The sequence below is a fragment of the Pseudomonas sp. 22085 genome (assembly GCF_052045815.1).
Lineage (GTDB): Bacteria > Pseudomonadota > Gammaproteobacteria > Pseudomonadales > Pseudomonadaceae > Aquipseudomonas > Aquipseudomonas glycinae.
On record NZ_JBQEQA010000002.1, the window covers coordinates 342981 to 365157 of the forward strand.

General features: G+C 62.8%; 19 protein-coding genes. 6 read left to right on the top strand and 13 right to left on the bottom strand.

All coding sequences use genetic code 11. The features are described 5' to 3' along the window. Positions 1–37: 37 nt before the first annotated feature. Genes ACTJK7_RS03810 through ACTJK7_RS03870 form a run of 13 tightly spaced genes read right to left on the bottom strand, consistent with a single transcriptional unit; the run spans position 38 to position 15277 of the window. The gene (locus tag ACTJK7_RS03810) at positions 38–1957 is read right to left on the bottom strand and encodes a hypothetical protein (protein ID WP_108560902.1); all 1920 of its coding nucleotides are present in this window, start codon (positions 1955–1957) and stop codon (positions 38–40) included. After that, the gene (locus ACTJK7_RS03815; RefSeq protein ID WP_064378931.1) at positions 1954–3261 is read right to left on the bottom strand and encodes a lipopolysaccharide biosynthesis protein; all 1308 of its coding nucleotides are present in this window, start codon (positions 3259–3261) and stop codon (positions 1954–1956) included. Before ACTJK7_RS03815 ends, ACTJK7_RS03810 begins: the two co-directional genes overlap by 4 nt. Beyond that, positions 3258–4259: a polysaccharide deacetylase family protein gene (locus ACTJK7_RS03820; protein ID WP_108560905.1), complete on the bottom strand. Its 1002-nt coding sequence runs from the start codon at positions 4257–4259 to the stop codon at positions 3258–3260. Before ACTJK7_RS03820 ends, ACTJK7_RS03815 begins: the two co-directional genes overlap by 4 nt. 13 nt (positions 4260–4272) lie before the next feature. Continuing rightward, on the bottom strand, positions 4273–5409 hold the full coding sequence (locus ACTJK7_RS03825) for a glycosyltransferase (RefSeq protein WP_108560908.1): 1137 nt from the start codon (positions 5407–5409) through the stop codon (positions 4273–4275). Then, positions 5402–6370 (bottom strand): glycosyltransferase, encoded by a 969-nt coding sequence (locus ACTJK7_RS03830; protein ID WP_108560911.1) that lies wholly within the window; start codon positions 6368–6370, stop codon positions 5402–5404. The genes ACTJK7_RS03825 and ACTJK7_RS03830 overlap by 8 nt, the downstream gene beginning before the upstream one ends. Next, positions 6367–7737 (bottom strand): O-antigen ligase family protein, encoded by a 1371-nt coding sequence (locus tag ACTJK7_RS03835; RefSeq protein ID WP_011333463.1) that lies wholly within the window; start codon positions 7735–7737, stop codon positions 6367–6369. Before ACTJK7_RS03835 ends, ACTJK7_RS03830 begins: the two co-directional genes overlap by 4 nt. Continuing rightward, positions 7734–8786, bottom strand: coding sequence for a glycosyltransferase family 4 protein (locus ACTJK7_RS03840; protein WP_419791771.1), 1053 nt, complete (start codon positions 8784–8786; stop codon positions 7734–7736). The genes ACTJK7_RS03835 and ACTJK7_RS03840 overlap by 4 nt, the downstream gene beginning before the upstream one ends. Positions 8787–8821: 35 nt before the next feature. Beyond that, positions 8822–10414 carry a GumC family protein gene (locus ACTJK7_RS03845; RefSeq protein WP_108560917.1) on the bottom strand — a complete coding sequence of 531 codons (1593 nt, stop codon included), beginning with the start codon at positions 10412–10414 and terminating at the stop codon, positions 8822–8824. A gap of 17 nt (positions 10415–10431) precedes the next feature. Continuing rightward, positions 10432–11457 (bottom strand): polysaccharide biosynthesis/export family protein, encoded by a 1026-nt coding sequence (locus tag ACTJK7_RS03850; protein ID WP_064378938.1) that lies wholly within the window; start codon positions 11455–11457, stop codon positions 10432–10434. A 21-nt stretch (positions 11458–11478) separates the two neighbouring features. Continuing rightward, on the bottom strand, positions 11479–12126 hold the full coding sequence (locus ACTJK7_RS03855) for a CpsD/CapB family tyrosine-protein kinase (protein WP_011333467.1): 648 nt from the start codon (positions 12124–12126) through the stop codon (positions 11479–11481). Beyond that, a complete protein-coding gene (locus ACTJK7_RS03860) occupies positions 12126–12872 on the bottom strand; it encodes a sugar transferase (protein ID WP_064378939.1) in 747 nt (248 codons plus the stop codon). Before ACTJK7_RS03860 ends, ACTJK7_RS03855 begins: the two co-directional genes overlap by 1 nt. An 18-nt stretch (positions 12873–12890) precedes the next feature. After that, positions 12891–13928 carry an NAD-dependent epimerase gene (locus ACTJK7_RS03865; RefSeq protein ID WP_108560923.1) on the bottom strand — a complete coding sequence of 346 codons (1038 nt, stop codon included), beginning with the start codon at positions 13926–13928 and terminating at the stop codon, positions 12891–12893. Further along, complete coding sequence (locus ACTJK7_RS03870) at positions 13925–15277, bottom strand: UDP-glucose dehydrogenase family protein (RefSeq protein ID WP_108560926.1); 1353 nt, start codon at positions 15275–15277, stop codon at positions 13925–13927. The genes ACTJK7_RS03865 and ACTJK7_RS03870 overlap by 4 nt, the downstream gene beginning before the upstream one ends. Positions 15278–15668: 391 nt before the next feature. On the opposite strand from ACTJK7_RS03870, the gene ACTJK7_RS03875 reads away from it, so the two are divergent. From ACTJK7_RS03875 to ACTJK7_RS03900, 6 genes are all read left to right on the top strand, one after another. Further along, positions 15669–17366 carry a sulfatase-like hydrolase/transferase gene (locus tag ACTJK7_RS03875; RefSeq protein WP_108560929.1) on the top strand — a complete coding sequence of 566 codons (1698 nt, stop codon included), beginning with the start codon at positions 15669–15671 and terminating at the stop codon, positions 17364–17366. A 50-nt stretch (positions 17367–17416) separates the two neighbouring features. Further along, positions 17417–18070: an ABC transporter ATP-binding protein gene (locus tag ACTJK7_RS03880; RefSeq protein WP_108560932.1), complete on the top strand. Its 654-nt coding sequence runs from the start codon at positions 17417–17419 to the stop codon at positions 18068–18070. After that, complete coding sequence (locus ACTJK7_RS03885) at positions 18067–20538, top strand: FtsX-like permease family protein (RefSeq protein WP_440781001.1); 2472 nt, start codon at positions 18067–18069, stop codon at positions 20536–20538. The genes ACTJK7_RS03880 and ACTJK7_RS03885 overlap by 4 nt, the downstream gene beginning before the upstream one ends. Further along, positions 20528–21595 (top strand): lipocalin-like domain-containing protein, encoded by a 1068-nt coding sequence (locus tag ACTJK7_RS03890; protein WP_440781000.1) that lies wholly within the window; start codon positions 20528–20530, stop codon positions 21593–21595. The genes ACTJK7_RS03885 and ACTJK7_RS03890 overlap by 11 nt, the downstream gene beginning before the upstream one ends. Positions 21596–21682: 87 nt before the next feature. Then, entirely contained in the window at positions 21683–21925 is a 243-nt protein-coding gene (locus tag ACTJK7_RS03895; protein WP_323151244.1) for a hypothetical protein, read from the top strand. Between the two features lie 11 nt (positions 21926–21936). Continuing rightward, a complete protein-coding gene (locus ACTJK7_RS03900) occupies positions 21937–22116 on the top strand; it encodes a hypothetical protein (protein ID WP_064378946.1) in 180 nt (59 codons plus the stop codon). Positions 22117–22177: the final 61 nt, after the last annotated feature.

Here is a 22177-nt window from a genome sequence, read left to right on the forward strand (position 1 = left end):
CGGCACAGGCCAGCGCGGCCGGACATCAACGGGGCGGTCATGAGGCGCTCCAGCGCAGGGCAAACAGGGTCTGTCCCGGCAGTTCGAAGCGCACGCGGCCGTCCTGACAGCGAAACGGCGCGTCGCGGCTGCGGTTGTCGGCGCCGAAATAGCGCAGTGCGCCGCCGCTTAGCGGGCATTTGGCGCCCGCCAGATCGACATGCTGCAAGCGCGTGCCCTTGTTCACGCCGAGCAGCCCGCGCTGATCGTCGCCGGCCATCGCCAGCACATCGACTTCGAACGCGTCGTTCTCCAGCCACAGCACGTTGTGCAGCCAGTGCTGCTGGATGAACTGCTGAGCCAGACCCACCGGTTTCAACTCGAAGCGGTCATCACCCAGCACCCGCAACATGCCTTTGGGGTATTGCGGCTCATCGGCGGCCTGAAACCAGTTGAGCATGCTCAGCAAGCCGTCCTGGGAGGCGTTGATCACCACCGAGGCCCACCACAGCGAAGTGAAATGGGTTTCCTGATCGTAGGGGCTCAGGCTTGATCCGCTTGAGAGGTTGGTCTGATCCAGCAGCAAGGCTTTGCGCGGCTGACCCTTGGCATTGAGGCCGACCAGATCCGCCGCCCGGCGCACGCTGTCGCGGTACACGCGGGTGGCGAGCAGGTCGCGAATCATCCATTCGTGCCAGGCCAGCGCATCGACCTGATCGGCGGACTCACCGAGCAGGCGCCGGGCCCAGTCGATGCCGCGCTTGTTCGCGGCGTTATCGGCGAACGGGCCGTTGACCAGCCGTGAACTGGCCGGCATCGCGATACGCACGCCGGCCTTGGCATTGGCCGGATCGCTGCGCACTTGCCGGGCCATGCTGGTGAAGATCGAACGGTATTGCTCGTAACTCGAATAATTCAGGTTGGGCTCGTCGGCGAACCCGATGTAGTGCGTGCCTTTGCCGCCCAGCGCACGGGTGCTGGCGAGCCAGGCGTCGAGGCCGTTGTTGCTTTGCACGTCGGCGCGCAGATCGGCCTGACGCTGACTGCCGGCAAGCAAGGTGATGTCCTGGCGAATGCCGAAGCGATCCTGATAGACCTGGCGAAACGCATCTTCGAAGTGCGGTTGTCTCGCCGTCACGTCGACAAAACTGTAGTAACTGGCGGCCGTCGGTTTCAGCGCATCGAGCACCGGATGACTGGCGGGCGGCGGCATCACGTAGGGCAGGGCGATGCCCAGATCCGGGGTGCGGCCGAGGACTTTGTCGTGCAGGGTCAGGCGCGTCTGGCCGTCGTCTTCACGCAGCGGTTTGAGCTGTTGCGGGGTCTGTGCAAACAGATTGGCCGTGCCGTCGAGCCAGAACGCCGCTTTGCCGCTGCCTTGCAGACGCAGGCGCCAGATCTGCTCGCGTTCGCTGACCGGCAGCGCCAGCTGATCGAACTGCCAATAGGCGCGATAGGGTTTCAGCGCCAGTGTCAGGGGCTGCCCATCACCGACCCGCTGCGCTTGCAGGGCGCTGACCCCGCCGTGGAACTTGCCCGCCAATATCGCGTGCTCACCGGCGGCGACCTTGAAATACAGTTCATCGCCATTACGGGTTTCTGCACTGAAATGCACCTTGGCCGGAGCAAACAGCGCCACGGTGGTTTCGTCGTGCTCGACCCGATAACTGCGGAAGCTGTAGCCGGGGATTTCCAGCTGATAACTCGCGGCGCCCGGCGCCAACGGCCAGCTCTGACTGCCACGGGTTTCACTGGCCTTGATGAAGCGCTCGCCCTGCAATTGGCCGCGGCCGTCGAGCAGGTAAATGTGCTCTTCGTTGGCCTCCGCCTGCCACGCCGGCGCCCAGCGCACGGTCACCGTGTCGGGGCGATCCGCTTGCAGATACAGGCTGCCGTCGCGAATGTCGCCCCAGCGCATCGACGCCGCGAAGGCGTCCAGCGACAGGCCGAGACCGAGCAGCAGGGCTAGGCCTTTCATGCTGCCTTCCGACGCTGCAACATCAGCCACATCGGCGTGAGGTCGCTGGGCAGAATGATCAGGGTTTGCCAGAACGCCACGCCGCTCAACCGGCAGTACAACACCAGCATCGCCACGGTCACCGCCAGATAGGCAATCGACGACGCTGCCGCTGCACCGACGATGCCGTAGGCCGGAATCAGCAGCAGGTTCAGCGCAAGATTGAGCAGCGCACCGAGCCCCATCAGCAGCGACACCGTGCCGGGGCGGTTCTTGCCGATCAGGTCCAGGCGCAGGATGCTGGCGTAACACAGACCCAGCAGCCCCGGCAGCAAGGCCAGCAGCGCCGGATACGCCGGCTGGTAGGCGACGCCGAACAGGGTAACGATCAGCCATTCGCCGATCACGGCCATGGTCAGGCAGGCGCCGAGCATCACCGTGGCGGTCAGGCGCAGAGCCAGCGGCGTGACCTTGTCCATGCCTTCGTCCTGTTGCAGCAGGCGTTTCATCAGCGGCGTGGTCACCGCTTCCGGAACGATCAGCAGCAATTCGGCGGCGGCGCTGGCCATCGCGTAATGCCCGAGGGCGGTGCTGCCGAGCAGGGCGCCAATGAACAGGTAATCGGAACGCAGGATCACTTGCTGGAACAGCAGATCCGGATGGCTGCGCGCACTGAAGCGCAGCAGTTCGTTCTGGCTGGCGCGATCCCATTGCAGCTGCAACGGCTGCGCGCGTTTGAGCCACAGCCAGCCGACCAGCACCACCAGACTGATGCCGGCCAGCCAACTGATCAGCGCGGCTTCGAGGGCCGCTTCTTTCCACATCCAGAACAGCGCGAGAAACAGCAACAGCGGCGCCAAAGATTCCACCAGCCGCAAGGCATTGAACGCGACCACGCCGCCGGACGCATTGTGCAAGGTCAGCAGGCCACTTTTGAGCACGGTCAACGGCACCGCCAGCAGCAACAGCCACGCCAGCAGACCGAGTTGCATCGTCACATCCAATTCACTGCCGAACTCGCGCACCAGCGCCACCACCAGCAAGGTCAGCAGACCCGCCAGCAAACAGCCAAACACCAGCACTTGCGCGAGCAACAAGCCCATCGGGCGCTGCTTGGCCGCCTGATAACCCACGGCGGAATTCAATCCGCCGCTGGTGGCGGCGCTGATCAGATCGGGCAGGGTGCTGAGCAGGGCGAACAGGCCCCGTTCGCTGGGGCCGAGAATCCGCGCCAGCAGCACATTCCTCAGCAGGCGCAGGGCGATCATCGCCAGTTTGGTGCCCATGCTCAGCGCCAGATGCTTGAGGTAACTGCCTCGACTCATGGCCGCGCCCCGCGATAGATCCGCCACGACAGCAGTTGCGGATTGCGCGCTGTGCGCTGGCTGACACCGAAGCGCGGCAGGTTCAGCGGATCGCCGGTACCGCGATAGATGCCACTGCCGGTGCCCAGCGCAAACGGGAAATCGTGATTGGCGATCTGTTCGCGCACCCGCTCGTCGTTGTCGCCGTTGGGGTAGCAATACACCAGCAGCGGCCGGTTGCAGCCGTTGAGCATGGCATCGCGGCTGCGGCTGATTTCTTCGCTCAGGCGCACGTCGTCCAGGCCGGTGAGGATCGCGTGACTGGCGCCGTGGGGGCCGAAACGCACTAGACCGGAAGACTCCATCGCCCGCACCTGATGCCAGTCCAGCGCCTGGGGCTGCGACTCTTGCGGGCACTCGTCGGTCAGGCGTTCGAGTATCTTCGGATCGAGCGCCTTGAGGCTTTGCAGATAATGCAACAGGGTCAGACTGCGGCGATCCACATCGATGTCATCCAGCAGCACTGGCAACGGCTGGCCGGCGGCACGCAGGCATTCGATCAGGTGCGTGCGGGCTTTTTCACCATGACTGCCCCACAGGGTTTCGCCGATGCTCTCCCACCAGAAACGCTGCCGGCTGCCGATGAAATCGGTGGACAGAAAAATGCTCGCCGGCACCTGATGTTTCTGCAGCAGCGGGAAGGCGTTGGCGGCGTTGTCGCGCCAGCCGTCGTCAAAGGTCAGCGCCACCTGCGGACGCTCGGTGCGCAAGGCATTGGGTTGCAGGATCTCCATCAGCGGCACGCAATCGAAATGCTTGCGCAGCCACACCAGCAAGTGTTCGAAGGCCTTGGGCCCGACGCACAGTTCGTTGCGGTGCGGCAGGTCGGCGGCGCGGTCGTTGGAAAGCACCCGGTGCAACATCAGGATCACACCTGCGCCGTGCAACTGGTTGCGTCCTATGGACGAGTTGAGATAGAGCCAGCCGCTGGTGCGTTTAATCAGTTGTTTGATCGCCATGGCTCGATCCCTCTCAACGGTTTTGGTCAGGGTTCCACTGGGCATAACGCTGGCCGCGCAGGAACTGCCACAGGCCGGTGCTCATGCCCGCCAGTGTCACCAGCAGGAACGCCGCGAGGCGGAACGGCTTGGGCAAGCGGTGCTGCGAATCCAGCAGACCGGCAATCGCAATGGCGTAGCCGATCAGTTGCGCGATCAGGCTCAGGCGATAGAAACCGTGGTCTTCCCACAGCCAGAAATTGCTCAGCAGCAGCGGCAGCAACAGGATCGGCGCCAGACGGCGGATCAGCTTGTGGCTGATCAACGCAATCGAATACAGCCCATGCTTGAACGGATTCAGCAGTTCACTGCGTTGCGCCAGGCTTTGCAGGCCGCCGACCGTGACCCGCTGGCGCCGGCGGAATTGCTTGTCCGCTTCGTCGACGCCGTGGTCGATCACTTGCGCTTCGGGCACGTAGACGATGCGTTTGAATTTCACTGGCGCGCAGGTGCTGATGAAAAAGTCGTCATTGACCTCGGCCGGCACGTTCTCGAACAGTTCGCGGCGCAGGGCGAGCAGGGCGCCGTCGGCGGAGACCATGCAGCCGGTACGGTTCTCGACCCGGCGCAACCAGCCCTCGTAGTGCCGATAAAGGCTGTCGCCGATGCTCAAGCCACCGCCGGTGACCGGAATCACCATGTGTCCGGCGCAGGCGCCGACCTGTGGGTCGCTCAGGGGCGCCAGCAGGTAGCCGAGGGTTTCCCGCGACCATTGGTTGTCGGCATCGGTGAACACCAGAATGTCGCCCGTGGCCAGGGCCGCGCCGGCATTCAGCGTGGCGGCTTTGCCTTGGCGGGGCAGGTCGAGCACGGTGATTCGCGGATCGACGACCTTGTGTGCGCAGGCCACGGTGGCGTCGGTGGAACCGTCGCTGGCCAGAATGATTTGCAGGGTCGCCGGCTGATAATCCTGGGACAGCAGCGAGCGCAGCTTGTGTTCGATGTGCCGCGCTTCGTTGTGGGCGGCGATGACGATGCTGACGTTCAGCGGCGGGGCCGGGCTGTGGCGCCACGCCGGGAACAGCGGCGCCAGCAGCGTCAGCAGCAGTGGATAGCCGACATAGGCGTACGCCGGCAGCAGCAGGCACATCCAGAAAATGAATTCAGCCACGGGCAGGCCTCCTGGCGTTCCAATGACACAGACTGAGAATGAACGCCGCGCCCGCCAGGTGCAGGCGCACCCAGTGCAGACCCCACAGTTGCAGGGTCAGGCAGACATTGTGGTGCTTGGCGCTCTGACGCACGCTGAGCACCAGCCCCGGCACCAGCGTGAGCATCACCATGATCGCGGCGTGATGGGGGAAACCGTCGAGCAGCGCGGAAATCGCCAGGAAATCGAGAATCCAGACGAAGATCGACAGCATCGGAAACCGCAACAGGCGCAGGCTGAAACCATGGCTGCGCAGCAGTTGCAGGTGACTGCCCTGGCGCCACAGTTCCTTGCCCATCCACTCGCGCCAGTTCATTTCGTAGCCCCAGTGCAGGGCCACACTTTCATTGATCGACAGCAGCCGCGCGCCGTGCTCGCGCAGGCGCAAGGTGAACTCCTTGTCCTCGCCGGTGCGCAGGGTTTCGTTGAAACCGCCGACCTTGTCGAACCAGCGCCGGCGCATCAACAGGTTGGCGCTGGGCAGCCAGTCGACGATATGGCTGGTGTGGGTGGTCGGGCGCAAGGTCCGGCGCTGCCAGGCAGCGGCGTACCACGGCGCGGCGGCGGGGGTATGCAGGTCGAGACCGAAGACATCGGCCTGGCCGCTGGCTTCGATGTCGAACAATGGGCGCAGCCAGTCTTCCGGCATTTCGATGTCGGCATCGATGAACGCCAGCCATTCCCCGGTGGCAATGGCCGTACCGCGATTGCGCAGCGCACCGATCAGCAGGCCTGGCATCACCAGCACATGGGCGCCGAACTGCCGGGCGATCTGCGGTCCGTCGTCGCTGGAGCCGTTGTCGACCACGATCAGCTCGCATTCGACATCCGCGGCGTGGGCGGCTTTCTGCGCGGCCAGCAGGGTGCGGCCAATGTGCCGGGCCTCGTTGTACATCGGAATGACGATACTGATCCGGCTCATGTCCTGCTCTCCGTCAGCGGTGCCTGCTCGGCTTTCAGGCGCAAGACGCTGGTCATGGCGAGCATGATCCACAGGTATTTCTGGTTCGGCGCGCTGAGGAACATCAGGAACAGCGTCAGCGACAGAAAACTCACCCCCAGGTGGGTCATCAGATCTGCCTGTTGCCAGTTGCGCCGCAGCATCCATTCCTTGCGTGCGCGCATCAGGTTGTACAGGCCGAGCGCGAGCATGCCGACGAACATCAGGCCGGCGGGAACCCCCAGTTCGCTGAAGATTTCAAGGTAGGTGTTGTGCGCCCGGCGGTACAGGTCGCCGATCTTGCGGTTGGCGGAAAACGCCTTGGCGTAACCGGTGGTGGCGTAGTGCAGCGGGAAGGTGCCGGGGCCGGAGCCGAGCAGCGGGTTCTCGCGGATCATCTGGCCGCCGACCACGATGTACGAGGCGCGGCGACCGAGGGATTCATCGTTGTGGCCCTTGGCGCCGGCGCTCAACACGCTGAGCGACTGGATACGGGCGATGTAACCGGCAGGCATCGCATAGATCGCCAGCGGAATCACGATCGCCGCACCGAGCATGGCAAAACCGAGGTGACGTGGACGAATCCGCGCCAGTTGCGCGCGGTAGTGCCAGCAACCGATCACCAGACTCAAGGCCAGCACCACCAGCCCGGAACGCGATTCGGTCTTGGTCATGCCGCCGAGCAACAGCAGGCAGCAACCGCCCCAGAACAGCCGATGCAACAGGTTCGGGCTGCGAATCACCAGCAGCAGCCCCAGCGGAATGGCGAACGCGATGAGCAGGGCGAAAGCGTTGGGGTCTTCGAGCAGGCCGGCGGCGCGGCCCTGATCCTGGAATTTGGTGGAGAACATGGCCATGGCGCAGGTCGTGCTGACCGCCAGGGTCACCAGCCGGGCGAACAGGTCGAGGTTCAACTCGCGGCCGATCAGCAGGGTGATGACAAACAGAATCAGGCCGACGCTGATTTCCCGCAGGTGGCCGAGCGACATGCCCATGTCATCGGTGTTGAGCAGGCTCAGAAAGTACAGAACCATGAAGGCGATCAGAAAGCGCCAGATATTGCTGCGCAGGCGATCCGAAGGGATCTGGTGCATCGCCAGTTGTAGCATCAGGATCAGGGCCAGCGAAGCACCGATCAGTTTGCTGCCGGACAGCGAACTGTCCTTGAAGAAACCCTCGAACGGTACCAGGGCGGCAATGCCGAGCAGGCCCCAGGTCGGTTTGCGGTACAACACCGCGAACCCCACCAGCCCGAGCACTGCACCCGGCGCGAGGTAGGGCCAGGGACTGGCCAGCAGAGCAATGCAGGCCAGGCCCAACAGACTGACGATCGAGAGCGGGAAAATCATGCGCGTGCCTCCCGTGCCGTGCGGATGTACAGCTGCGACCAGCGTTCGGCGAGGGCCTTGAGGTCGTAGCGGTCCTGTTGCGTGCGTTTTGCGTTATCGCGCAGTTGCCGTGCCAGTCCGGGCTCGGACAGCAAGGTGTCGAGCTGACGGGCGAGGGCGGCGCTGTCGGTGGGGGCGGCGAGCAAGCCGTTGTGGCGGTGCTCCAGCACATCGGGAATTCCGCCGACGCCGAATGCCACCACCGGCACCCCGGCCTGCATCGCTTCCAGCAGAATCATTGGCGTGCCTTCGGTGCGCGAGCTGATCACCAGCGCATCCAGTTGTTGCCACCAGGGGCGCATGTCGGTCTGGTAACCCGGCAGCCGGATACGCTGCTGCAAACCGGCGGCGTCGATCCGCGCCTGCAAGTCTTCGCGTTCCGGGCCGTCGCCGAGCATCACCGCGTCGAGTTGCGGGTGCTGATGACACAGCGGGATCAGTGCGTCGAGAAACAGATCCGGGCCTTTCTCACTGCTCAAACGTCCGACGTAACCGGCTAGCCAGCGGGGTCCTGGCGCGTCGCAAGGAAAGGCGGCCGCCGCCGGCAATCCGTTGGGGATCACTTGCAACTTCTCCGCACGCACGCTGGCCTGACGGTGCAGCACCGCGATGCTTTCGGCGACGCACACCACCCGATCCACCGACGCTGTGCGGCACAGTTGCAGGCTCAGCCAGGTGTAGAACTTCTGCTTGCGGCTGCGCGGGGTGAAACCGTGTTGGGTGATCACCAGCGGCAGGCGCAACAGCGTGGCGCCGACCCAACCGAACAACAGCCCCTTGAAGTTGTGGGTATTGATCAACGGACGCTCGCTCCGGCGCTGACGCAAGTGCCGCAGCAGGGCAGCCAGCCCTGCGCAGCCTTGTGCGTCGACACCGGCCTCGCGAAAGCGCGCGATCAGTTCCGGCGGCGCATCGAGGAACAGCACCTGGTGCTGCCCCGGCGTCGCCAGGCAATGATCGAGCAACATCCGCTCGGCCCCGTAGAAGCCACCGCTGCTGAGCAAATGCATGATCGGCAGGGCGGCGTTCGGGGTAGAGGACGTGTTCAATTGCGCACCCAGTGCACAAAGCTCGGCACGGTCCAGTTCTTGTGCGGGTTGCTCGGCTGCGCGTTCTGGTCGTTGATCACCAGCAGCACCGGCAGGCCCAGCTCGTGGCTGATTTGCGCCGGGTGTTTGAAGCGGTGGTCGAAGAACTCACGCACGTAGACCAGTGCAATCGCCAGCAGCAGACCGGTGAACAACCCGAACGGAATGATCAGCATCGGTTTGGGGAACGCCGCTTCGGTCGGCTCGAACGGCGGGCTCAACACCCGGGCGTTGGACAGGTCATCGCTCAGCGAGCGGGTGGTGCTGCTTTCAGCAAAACGCTGGGCGTAGGTCGAGAACGCGGCGTGCAGGGCATCGATTTCGGTGTCCATCTGCCGCAGCTTGCTCTGGGTTTGCTGCAGCTCGTGGATGCGGTTCTTGAACTCGGCGATGCGCGCGGTTTTCTGATCGATCACCTGCTGAACCACCGCCAGATCATTGGTGCGTTCCTGGATACGGTTGCTCACCACCTTGAGGAACTGCTGGCGGGTACGGGCAATTTGCTCGCGGGTCAGCAACATCGGTTCGCTGCCGGGCTGGAACACCGCCAGATCGTTCATGTAGCGGCTGACCTGGGTGGTCAGTTGCTCGCCCATCTGTTTGATTTCCCGATCCTCGAACGCCACGTTGTCGACGGTGGTGGTGAAGGTGTAGGGGAAGGTGTAGTCGTTGAGTTTGCTGTTACTGGCAGCGGCCAGCGCGGTCTTGAGGTATTCGAGCCAGCGCTGGCTCTGCAGCAGGCGGTCGCGGTACAGGTTCAGCGCCTGCTCTTCGGTGTTGATCGCGTTCAGGCGGAAGGTGATTTCCTCCTTCGGATCCGACGCGCCGACACTTTCCAGCAACGCCTGGCGATTGCCTTCCAGTCCATCGAGGCGCACCTGATAGAGATGCTTCTTGGTTTCGTAGAAGGACTGCGGCAGATCGATCGATTGCAGCGCCTGACGGCTCACCAGATAGTTTTGCAGCAGGGCAGAGACGAAGGTCGTGCCTTGATGCGGGTCGGGGAAGCTGTAGACGATCGAGATCACGTTGGAGCCAGGCAGGGTTTCGATCTTCAGGCTGTCGATGGCTTGCTGGGTCAGCGCATCCAGCGCAGTGTCGCGCACCGGATCGGTCTCAAGCCCCAGGGCGTTACGCACCGGGTTGATCACGTACTGGCGCAGCGGCGAGCTGATGTAACGCTTGAACGGCTCGCTCACCAGCTTGTTGAACATCCCGGGCGACGGGGTGTATTCGCCCTTGTCACGCAGTTCGCTGATGGTCTGACGGATCAACGCCGGCGAACGCAGGATGTTGCTCTCGGTTTCCATGTCCGCCAGCGATGGCGGGATGAAGGTGGCGTTGTCCACAGTCAGCGACGTGGTGGCGTCGCCCTGCGACAGTTTTTTCGACTGCACGATCACCTGAGCGGTGATATCGAAGCTCTGTTTGAGCAGCAGCGGCAGCACCAGCGCGATCACTGCGAAGATCAGGAACACTCGTTTCACCAACTGCTTGTTGGCGAAGAAGATCCTGAAGAACTCATGCAGGTAGTTTTCCTTTGGATTCATGATCGGTCACCTGAGAGTCAGTTGTTGTTGCTGTCTTTGTTGTCGACGCGATAGCCGAAGCTGAAGCCCACGCCCTGGAACAGCACCACGTCGGCCAGTTGCCGGGCGAGTTCGCCGGCGCTGGCCAGTTTGGTTTTCGGCACGTACAGCATGTCGTCCGGTTGCAGGTAGGCGATCTGCGGCGCCTCGCCCGACAATGCTTTCTCGACGTCGTAGCGCACGGCCTGCACCTGATTGCCGTTGCGGCGCATGATCACCACCGAATCCAGCCGCGCCTTGACGTTGGTGCCGCGCGCCAGGGTCAGCGCCTCCAGCACCGACACCGGCCGGCGGATCGGGTAGGAACCCGGCTGGCCGACCTCACCCAGCACATAGATTTCGTTGCCGGCGGTGGACTTGAGCAGCACGTCCACGGTCATGCGGCCCGGCAGTTGCGCGTACTTCTTGTTGAGGAACGCTTCGAGCTGGTTGACGGTCATGCCTTGCAGTGGCACGGCGCCGATTTCCGGGAAGCTGGCGTAGCCGTCGGTGCCGACGGTGATCTCGCGGCTCATGCCGGTGGCCGGGTGGTTGAGGGCGCTTTTCAGGTTCTGTTCGTTGGTCAGCGGGCTGATGATCTGCACCGTCAACTGATTGCGGTTGGGCTGGAACAGCTGCTTGCGCTGGTAGGCGCGCTGGATTTCCTGGCGCGCTTCTTCGCTGGTCAGCCCGGCGATTTTCACCGACGTGTTGGCGCCCGGCAGTTCGATGGTGCCATCCGGCAGCACCAGTTGATTGCCGTTGAGCTGGCTGGCGGCGGTGAAGTTCAGGCCGATCTGGTCACCCGACTGCACGCGGTAAGCGTCCGAGCCGCTGGTGCTGATGTGGAAGATCACGTCCAGCACATCCTGCGGGCGCAGGGTCTGCTCGACCTTCGGCATGTCGGTGGCCTGGGCGTTGGCCGGGGTGGCGGTGAGAATGTTCACCGGCATGTTCTGGGTTTCGGAGGTGCTCGAGCAGCCTGCAAGCGGCAGCATCAGCAGCACAAGAATCCTGGCGTTCATGGCGTCATCCTTTGCGGTTGCTTACAGGTTTTTGTAGAGCCATTTAGGCATGTAGTACTTGCGTCGGTTGAACACGCTGCCGACCACTTTGGCCCCGGCCTGGGTCAACCGTTGCACGGCTGCCTGGGCAACTTCCCAGCGGGTGTCTTCGGCACGTACCACGAACACCACACCGTCGACCTGGGTGCTGATGACCAACGTGTCGGCGGCCGAATACACCGCGTCGCCATCGATCACCACAAAGCGGTACTGAGCGCCCAGTTGATCCAGCAGCGGGCTCAGACGCTCGGCAGTCAGGTGTTCAGTAGTGCGGATCGGCCGGCCATTGGGCAGCACATGAAACGGCAGGCTCGACACCTGCACCACGCAGTCCTGCAGCAGCGGCGGGTTGTCCGGGTTGAACAGCAGGTCGCGCAGGCCGCGCTCCTTGCTCAGGTTCAGTTGCTGGGTCAGGTTGCTCGCCGACTGGCTGGCGTCGACGTACAGCACCTGGCCGCTGCTCATCTGCGCCAGTTGACTGGCCAGCGCCAGGGCGCTGGTGGTGGTGCCGGCGCCGGGGTTGGCGGCGGTCAGGAACAGGATCCGCAGATCCAGGTCCAGCACGGTTGAAGTCAGGTTCGACTCGCTGGGGCTGGCAATGCTGAGGCTTTTGTTGGTTGAACCGTCCATTAGCTTGCTCCGTGGCCGCTGAATACTTTGAAGGGGGTTTTCAACAGAATCTTCAGATCAAGCAGAAGGCTCTGCTCGGCGATGTAGCTGAGGTCCAACTCAACGCGCTGGTCGAAGTCGATATTGCTGCGTCCGGAGATCTGCCACAGACCGGTCATGCCGGGGTAGATCGCCAGACGTGCGAGGTGACTGTCCTTGTAGCGATAGGCGTTGAACGAGGTCGGGCGAGGGCCGACCAGGCGCATGTCGCCGGTCACCACGTTGATCAGGTTGGGCAGTTCATCGAGGCTGGTACGCCGCAAAAAACCGCCGATCCCGGTGATGCGCGGGTCCTGGTCGATCTTGAAGTCGATGGCGTCGGCACCGTGCTTGTTCAGGTGGCGCAGTGACTCCTTGAGCTCTTCGGCGTTGGCGACCATGGTCCGGAACTTGTACATGCCAAATTTGCGCCCGCGATAACCGGTGCGTTTTTGCACGAACATCACCGGGCCCTTGCTGGTGAATTTGATGGCCAGCGCCAGACCGATCAGCAGCGGCGAAATCATCAGCAGAATCATCAGTGCGCCGAGACAGGCGACCACCCGATTGGTGCGCGACAGCTGCCATGGGCGACCGCCGTCGCGACCGGTCATCCAGCCCTGGCCCTGGCGGTGGATGGCCGCGTCCAGGCGCATTCGCTGTTCCGGATCCATGCGTTTATCACGGACCAATTGTTGCATCGGTACACCTTTCTCATGTCCAGTCATGGAGTCCTCCGCTGATGTTCAGCCGCGAGCGGCGCGTGGGCGATAGGCAGTGGGGTAGTAATCGCGGAACCAGGCGATGAACCGCCGAAGTCCCTCATCCAGCTCTATCCGGGGCTGGAACCCGGTGGCCTGGGCCAGATCGCTGGCCTCGGCGCAGGTATTGAGTACGTCGCCCGGTTGCAGCGGCAGCAGCTCGACCACGGCTTTCTGACCGAGGTGTTTTTCCAGTAGGGCGAGGTAGGTTTTCAGCGCCACCGGGTGCTGGCCGCCGATGTTGAACAAGCGCCATGGCGCCATGCTGCTGGCCGGGTCGGGTTGCTCGCGGTTCCACTCGGGATTGGCCCGGGGCGCCCGCTCGATCAGGCGTGCGATGCTTTCGGTGATGTCGTCGATGTAGGTGAAATCGCGCTGATGCTCGCCGTAGTTGAACAGCTTCAACGGCGAGCCTTCGCTGATGGCCTTGGCGAACTGGATCGGCGACATGTCCGGCCGGCCCCAGGGCCCGTACACCGTGAAAAACCGCAGCCCGGTGCAGGCAATGCCGAACAGGTGGCTGTAGCTGTGCGCCATCAATTCATTGGCTTTCTTGGTCGCGGCGTACAGCGACAGCGGGTGATTGACGCCGTCCTGTACCGAGTAGGGCGTGCGCTGATTGGCGCCGTACACCGAACTGGACGAGGCATAGACCAGGTGCTCGACCGGGTGCCGGCGGCAGCACTCCAGAATGTTCAGGAAACCGTCGAGGTTGCTGTCCAGATAGGCCCGTGGATTTTCCAGCGAATAGCGCACCCCGGCCTGCGCCGCGAGGTGCACCACCACTTGTGGTCGTTCACTGCTGAACAGTGCTTCAAGCGCCGACGCGTCTGCCAGATCAATCGTGGCGAACGGGAAGTCCCCGACCTGTCCGCGCACCCAGTCCACCCGATCGTGCTTGAGCTGCGGATCGTAGTAACCGTTGAAATTGTCCAGGCCGATCACCTGATGCCCGTCGCGCACCAGTCGCAGCACGCAATGAGCACCAATGAACCCGGCCGCACCGGTGACGAGGATTTTCATGGCCGCAACCCGTCAGGCGCGATGTGGCGCAGACCGATGCCGCTGTAGTGCAGGCCGGCGGCTGCCACTTGTTCCGGGTTGTAGAGGTTGCGTCCGTCGATGATGACTTTGGAACGCAGCTTGCTGGCCAGCAGCTCGAAATCCACCACGCGGAAATTCTTCCACTCGGTGCAAATCACCAGTGCGTCGGCATCCTCCAGGGTGTCGTCGCGGGTGGCGCACAGGTGCAGGTCATTGCGGTAACCGTAAAGGCGACGGCACTCGGACATCGCTTCCGGATCATAGGCCTGCACGCTGGCGCCTTCGGCCCACAGCGCTTCCATCAGGTAACGACTCGGGGCTTCACGCATGTCATCGGTATTCGGCTTGAACGCCAGGCCCCAGATCGCGATGGACTTGCCGGCCAGGCCTTGAGGAAATTGCGCCCTGAGTTTGCTGAACAGGATGTGCCGTTGCGCGTCGTTGACGTCGGTGACGCTGCGCAGCAGTTTCAGCGGCATGCCGTTGTGTTCAGCGGTGTGCAGCAGGGCGCGCAGGTCCTTGGGAAAGCACGAGCCACCGAAGCCGCAGCCCGGGTAGATGAAGTGATAGCCGATGCGCGGGTCGGAGCCGATACCCTTGCGCACCGCTTCGATGTCGGCGCCGAGCAGTTCGGTGAGGTTGGCCAGCTCGTTCATGAAGCTGATGCGGGTGGCGAGCATCGCGTTGGCCGCGTACTTGGTCAGCTCGGCGCTGCGGTTGTCCATGAACATCAGTTTTTCGTGGTTGCGGCAGAACGGCGCGTACAGCTCGCTCATCTGTTCGCGGGCCAGTTCGTCGCGGGTGCCGACGATGATCCGGTCCGGGCGCATGCAGTCGGCGAGGGCGCTGCCTTCCTTGAGAAATTCCGGGTTGGACACTACTCGCACCGCCAGACCATTTTTGCCGCGCCGCTGCAGTTCTTCTTCAGCGGTGTGCAGCACCTGATCCGCCGTGCCGACCGGCACCGTGGATTTGATGATCAGCGTGCGATCGTCTTCCATGAAACTGGCGATCTGCCGCGCCACGTTGAGCACATGGCTGAGGTCGGCGGAGCCGTCTTCGTCGGCCGGCGTGCCCACGGCGATGAAGATCAGCCCGGCATGTTCCACCGCATCGCTGGCCTGGGTGCTGAACAACAAACGCCCGGCCTTGATATTTTCTTCCAAAGTTGCCGAAAGACCCGGCTCGCTAATAGGCGGTACTGCCTGTTGCAGTTGTTTAATCTTGTTCGGGTCAATATCGACGCACAATACGCGATGTCCAACATCGGCAAGTGCGGCTGCTTGTATCAGGCCAACATAGCCCGTACCAAATACGCTCACGTCCATATTGGCGTGCCTCGTAAGACGGTGATGGAAGATCGAAAATGGAACTGTCAAAAGGGGTATAGCGCAGCGTGGGGAAAGCGTGTCAGCAAAATGACATGTTGCAGGGGTATAACACCCCCATTTTTGGGGGCGAAAGGCCATCAAGTGCTTGCTGTAGATGGATTTGTCCCGTTCTTGACGGGTTTTTCACATTCCGAAGAAAACGATAAACGGTCGTAGGCCGCGAAATTCAAGGGTTTTAACGACTTGGGTGTGTCAGATTTGAGTCAACAGTTTTTTGACGCTTTTTGATAATGTCCGACATTTCTTGCGCTTTAATGGCCCGGTGCTAGTGTCAGGTTTTGACCGACAAACCCTTGACAATGCCTCGTCGGACACACCCGGAATCGCCATGTTTCGATATCTGAAAGAACTGCTTTTAATTATTTATCTATTGCTTTATTCCGAATATTACCTTGACCGCTTAAGTGCGATGGGTATTGGTCTGGCAGTACTTCTTTTTGGCGCGATGTTTTTGACGCTGACTTTCGCATTATTACTAACAGCCTATATACGTCAGACTTTCATTCGGCATTTGTTCGCATTAACCCTGTTTGTTTCGGCGGTGTTCTTCGATGTTTATACGAGGGTGACCGCCGATTACCTGACCTATAGCAGTTTTGTCTCGCTGGTTTACTCCGGCGGCTTCATTCAGGAAGCGGCGTATCAGTATCGGGGGGCGATCATTCATGGGCTGCTCAACGGCCTGCTGCTGTTGTTCGGGATTGGCCTGAAGCCACGACACGCGGTCCCGGTGCCCAATGCCTTGCGGATCGCTGCGCCGTTGTGCGGTGTGTTGCTGCTCAGCGCCGTGTTGTTCGTGCGCGCCGGCGAGGGTGCTCGCGGGTTGCCGATCATGTACACGCCGCTGGCCTATCTGAACCTGTTCGGCTACGAAGCGCTGCACAACACCGTCGGCCCGCGTGAGCCGGTGACCCTGGCGCGCAATGGCCCGGCGGTTGGTCACGACATCGTGCTGATCATCGACGAAAGCATTTCCGGCAATTACCTGGACATCAACGCGCCGTTCGGCGTGCACAGCAACCTCAAACAGGCCCGCCCGGGCGTCGACATTTTCAATTACGGCTACGCGGCGTCCATCGCCAATTGCAGCGCCGACACCAACATCACCCTTCGCTACGGCGGCACCCGCGCCGACTACATGCGGATCAACAGCACGCTGCCGTCGATCTGGCAGTACGCGAAAAAGGCCGGCCTGCGCACGGTCTACATCGACGCTCAGCGCACCGGCGGCAATCTGCAGAACCTGATGAACGATGCCGAGAAGAAGGACATCGACGAATTCGTGCAATTCGACCAGACCAGCGTGCGCGACCGCGACATGGCTGCCGCCGCCAAGCTGATCGAACTGCTCAACGACGGCAAGCCGGAGCTGGTGCTGATCAACAAGGTCGGCGCGCATTTCCCGGTGCACGACAAATACCCCGACGCCTTCATGGCCTACCGCCCGACCTTGCCGCGCGGGCAGTTCACGGAAGTCGCCGACACCGGCGAGCGCACCGGTTTCAACGGCCAGCCGGATGACTGGCTGCTGTATCGCAATGCCTACAAGAACACCGTGCTGTGGAATGTCGGCGAGTTCTTCGCGCGGGTGTTTGCCCAGGCCAATCTGAACAACGCGCTGCTGATCTACACCTCGGATCACGGTCAGGATCTGCACGAACGCGGTAATCCGGGACTGAACACCCACTGCGGCGGCGATCCGGTGGAAGAAGAAGGGCTGGTGCCGCTGGTGGTGATTCAGGGCGAGCAGTTGCAGACGCTCGACTGGTCAGCGCAACTGGCGGTGAACAAGGATCGCTCCAGTCACTACAACATTTTTCCGACCCTGTTGCAGTTGATGGGCTACGACCTGCCGGGAATCGAAGCGGTGTACGGCAAACCGCTGAGCGTGGCGACGGCGGATGCATTCACCTTCAACTACCGCTTCAACGCGCGGCTGGGGGCCAAACCCGAGTGGAAACACATCGACCTGAACAGCATCGTGACGCCGGGTGAAACGCCGACGAGTGTGGCGGTGGGTCAGTAACGCGCCGGTATCCGCTATCCTTGGCCGACACGGATCGATCGGATGGCGGCATGCTCCAGGTTCACAACGTCTTCAAAAGCTACCTCACCCCACAAGGCCCGTTGCCGGTGTTGCAAGGTATCGACCTGACGCTCAAGCCCGGCAGCAGCCTGGCGCTGATGGGCGAGTCGGGCAGCGGCAAGAGCACGCTGCTGCACCTGATCGCCGGGCTCGACAAAGTCGACAGCGGCAGTATCAGCAGCGGCGAACATCGGCTGGACCGGATGAACGAGGCGCAACTGGCCAACTGGCGGCGCACCGAAATCGGTCTGGTGTTCCAGCAGTACAACCTGATCGGCAGCCTGCGGATCGAGGACAACCTGGCGTTTCAGGCGCGACTGGCCGGGCGGCATGACCCTCGCTGGCAACATCATCTGGTGCAGCGTCTGGGGCTGAGCGAATTGCTCAAGCGCTATCCCGAACAACTTTCCGGCGGCCAGCAACAGCGGGTTGCGCTCGGTCGGGCGCTGGCCGCGCAACCGAAACTGCTGCTGGCCGACGAGCCCACCGGCAGCCTCGACGAAGCCACCAGCGACGAAGTCCTGCGACTGTTGCTGGAATTGCTCGACGACACACCCACCACCTTGCTGATGGTCACCCACAGTCAGCGCGTGGCGGCGCGGCTGGCGGAGCGCGTGGTGCTGTCCAGCGGTCGGTTGACGTGAAGGTTTTCCGCCACGCGCTGACGGCGCTGCTCAGTCACTGGCGGCGCCATCCGGTGCAGTTTTTCAGTGTGCTGACCGGGTTGTGGCTGGCCACCAGCTTGTTGACCGGAGTCGAAGCCCTCAACAGTCAGGCGCGGGACAGTTACGCGCGGGCCAGCCAGTTGATCGGCGGCGAACCCCAGGCCAGCCTCAGCACGCCGAACGGCGCGACCTTCCCGCAACAATGGTTCGTTGACCTGCGGCGTCTGGGTTGGCCGGTGTCGCCGATGCTGCAAGGACGCCTGAGTCTCAAGGGCCACGAAAACCAGCGCCTGCAGTTGATGGGTATCGAACCGGTGTCTTTACCCGGTGACAGCGCGGTGGCCGGGCAGGCGATGCCGATCGAGCGCGTCGTCGAGTTCTTCAGCCCGCCGGGCAGCACCTGGATTTCTCCCGAAACCTTGCGGGCGCTGAACCTCGCCGAGGGCGCGACGCCAACCACCGAATCCGGCCAGACGCTGCCGCCGCTGCGGGCGCAAACCGACATGGCCCCCGGCGTGCTGTTGGTGGACATTGGCGTCGCTCAGCGCGTGCTCGAACAGCCTGATCAACTGTCGCGTCTGCTGCTGCCGAAGGATTTTTATGCCGAGGTGCCGGCCGCGTTCAAGGGCCAGTTGCAGCTCAAGAGCAGTGGCGAGGAAAACAACCTTGCGCGATTGACCGAAAGCTTCCACCTCAACCTCGATGCGCTCGGGTTTCTCTCGTTCATTGTCGGTTTGTTCATCGTCCACGCGGCTATCGGTTTGGCGCTGGAGCAACGTCGGGGACTGCTGCGCACCTTGAGGGCCTGCGGGGTCAGCGCGCGGATGCTGATCGCTTGCCTGATCGTCGAGCTCGGCGCGCTGGCGTTGATCGGCGGGTTGTTCGGCGTAGTCAGCGGTTACTGGCTGGCGAGCGTGCTGTTGCCGGATGTCGCCGCCAGCCTGCGCGGTCTGTACGGCGCGGAAGTGGCGGGGCAGTTGCGTCTGAGTCCGTGGTGGTGGTTCAGCGGCATCGGCTTGAGTCTGCTTGGCGCATTGCTGGCCGGAGCCAACAGTTTGCTGCGGGCGGCGCGTCTGCCGTTATTGGCGGTGGCGGATCCGCAGGCCTGGCATCAGCAACATGCGAGCTGGTTGCGGCGTCAGGGTTGGGTAGCCGGCGTGTGTGCATTGATTGCATTGGCCGCGCTGGTGTGGGGCAACAGCCTGGCCAGCGGTTTTGTGTTGATGGCGGGGCTGTTGCTCGGCGCCGCGCTGGCGCTGCCGGTGTTGCTCAGTGCGCTGCTCAACGGTTTGCTCGGGCGCAGCCGCTCGGTGCTCGGGCAATGGTTTCTCGCCGATTGCCGCCAACAATTGCCGGCGTTGAGCCTGGCGTTGATGGCGTTGCTGCTGGCGATGGCGGCGAACATCGGCGCCGGCAGCATGACCGCCGGTTTCCGCCAGACCTTCAACGACTGGCTCGAACAACGGCTCACCGCCGAGCTTTATCTGAACCCGAGCAACCCGGCGCAGGCGCGGGAGCTGTACACCTGGCTCAAACAGCAACCGAACGTCACCGCGATCATGCCCAACTGGCAGGTCTCTGTGACGCTGCAAGGCTGGCCGGCGGATGTGTTCGGGATCATCGATCATCCGCACTATCGCCAGCATTGGCCGTTGCTCGAATCTCGAGGAGACGACCCGTGGGCGGCGTTGGCCAAGGACGATGCGGTGATGCTCAGCGAACAATTGGCGCGTCGTTTGAAAGTCACGCGGGGCGATCACCTGACCATTCCCACGCCGGGCGGCTCGTGGACGCCGCGCATCGTTGGGATCTACGCAGACTACGGCAATCCCAAGGGCCATGTGCTGGTCAACAGCAATCACCTGTTGCGCGGCTGGCCGCAGCTGACGCCGAACCGCTTCAACCTGCGTATCGACTCGCCGAACATCCCGGCGCTGCTCACGGCCTTGCAGGCGCGCTTCCAGCTCGATGACAGCCGGATCGTCGATCAGGCGCGGCTCAAGGGCTGGTCGGTGCAAGTCTTCGAACGCACTTTCGCCGCGACCGCCGCGCTGAATAGCCTGACGTTGGCCGTCGCCGGCGTGGCGCTGTTCATCAGCCTGCTGACCCAGAGCCAGAGCCGTCTCGGCCAGCTCGCACCGTTGTGGGCGTTGGGCGTGACGCGACGACAGTTGATGCTGCTCAATCTCGGGCAAACGTGGCTGTTGGCGCTGCTGACGCTGGTGTTGGCCTTGCCGTTGGGCATCGGCCTGGCGTGGTGCCTGGACGCTGTGATCAACGTGCAGGCTTTTGGCTGGCGTCTGCCGCTGCGGGTGTTTCCATGGCAGTTGCTGCAACTGATGGGGCTGGCGCTGCTGGCGACCTTGATGGCCTCGGCGTGGCCGCTGTATTCGCTGTACCGCACGCAACCGGCGGACTTGCTGAGGACGTTTGCTCATGAGGACTAGGTTTGCGCTGGTGTTTTTGGCGTTGTTGCTCGGTGGTTGCGACAACCCCACAGCGGAGCAGAAGGGCTTCGCCGGCATGGGCGCTCAGGCACAGGCGTTTACGCCGGTGGTGCCGGGACGGGTGTTCAGCTTCCCGGCGGATCACGGCGCCCATGACGGTTTTCGTATCGAATGGTGGTACGTGACGGCCAATCTCAAGGATGCGCAGGGCAACGATTTCGGCGTGCAGTGGACGTTATTCCGCAGCGCCCTGAACGCCTCGACGCAGCAGCCGGGCTGGGCCAACCAGACGATCTGGCTCGGGCACGCGGCAGTGACCTCGGCCAGCGTCCATCACGCCGCCGAGCGTTACGCCCGTGGCGGCGTCGGGCAGGCCGGGGTGCAAGCGGCGCCGTTCGAGGCGTGGATCGATGACTGGCGTTTCGTCAGTCAGGCGAGCGATCCGCTGAGCGACATGCAACTCAGCGCAATGGACAAAAATTTTAGCTACCAACTGCGCCTGACCTCCAGCCGCCCGTTGGTGCTGCAGGGCGACAAGGGCTTCAGCCAGAAATCCGAACAGGGCCAGGCGTCGTATTACTACAGCCAGCCGTTTTTCCAGGCCAGCGGCACCCTGCAGATCGACGGCCAGACCTACACCGTCAACGGCCCGGCCTGGCTCGACCGCGAATGGAGCAGCCAGCCGCTGACCGCCAATCAGACAGGGTGGGACTGGTTCTCCCTGCATCTGGACGGCGGCGAACACGTCATGCTTTACCGCATGCGCCAGAAGGAAGGGGCGCCGTACCTGACCGGCACGTGGATTGCCGCCGATGGCCAGACCGAAACCCTGCACGCCGAGCAGATCAAGCTGACCCCGCAAGGCACTGCGAAGGTCGCCGGCCGTTCGATGCCGGTGCGCTGGTCGATCGACATTCCGCAAAAAAAACTGCAGATCACCCTTGATGCAATCAACCCCGACGCCTGGATGAACCTGCGCATTCCGTATTGGGAGGGGCCGGTGCGCCTGAGCGGCAATCGGGGCGGGCAGGGCTATCTGGAGATGACCGGGTACTGATTTCGCGCTCCTTGCCTGAGAAGGGATCGAGTGGAACTCTGTCGAGGATGCTCCCTCTACCGAGAAACATGGCCGAGGATCCGATCCATGAGCGAGGAACTGAAATCTCCAGACCTGACGACCTGGCAGCAGATGTTTGACGATCAGACGTACTGGCAACAATCCCCGGATGCCCATTACTTCGATCTGCGGCGCATTGCTGACGATTTGCTTGGTCAAGGTGCCATCGATCTTGAGCAGTGGCAGATCCTCAGAGCCAAGGCCGATGACCTGCACAAGGACTCACCCGCCGTAAACGTTGCGCGGGAACTCGACGACCCTGAAGCCTGAGGAGGCCCGACATGAACACTGTCCCTGATAGCGAACACCCTGACGAACCTCGTCCGCCGGGTGAAACCGAACGCGACAACGACGCACTGCGTCCCACCGATCCCAAACAGCGGCAGAGCTCCGGAAAAGGCACCGCCAGTGGCGAGTCCACGGCGCAGGACACTGCGCAACGATCGCGGAACAAACCCTGAAGGGCGTCTATGCTCAGTGGCACATCCGTCGCTGACCGCGTTGGCGATGGGTGCTGCCATC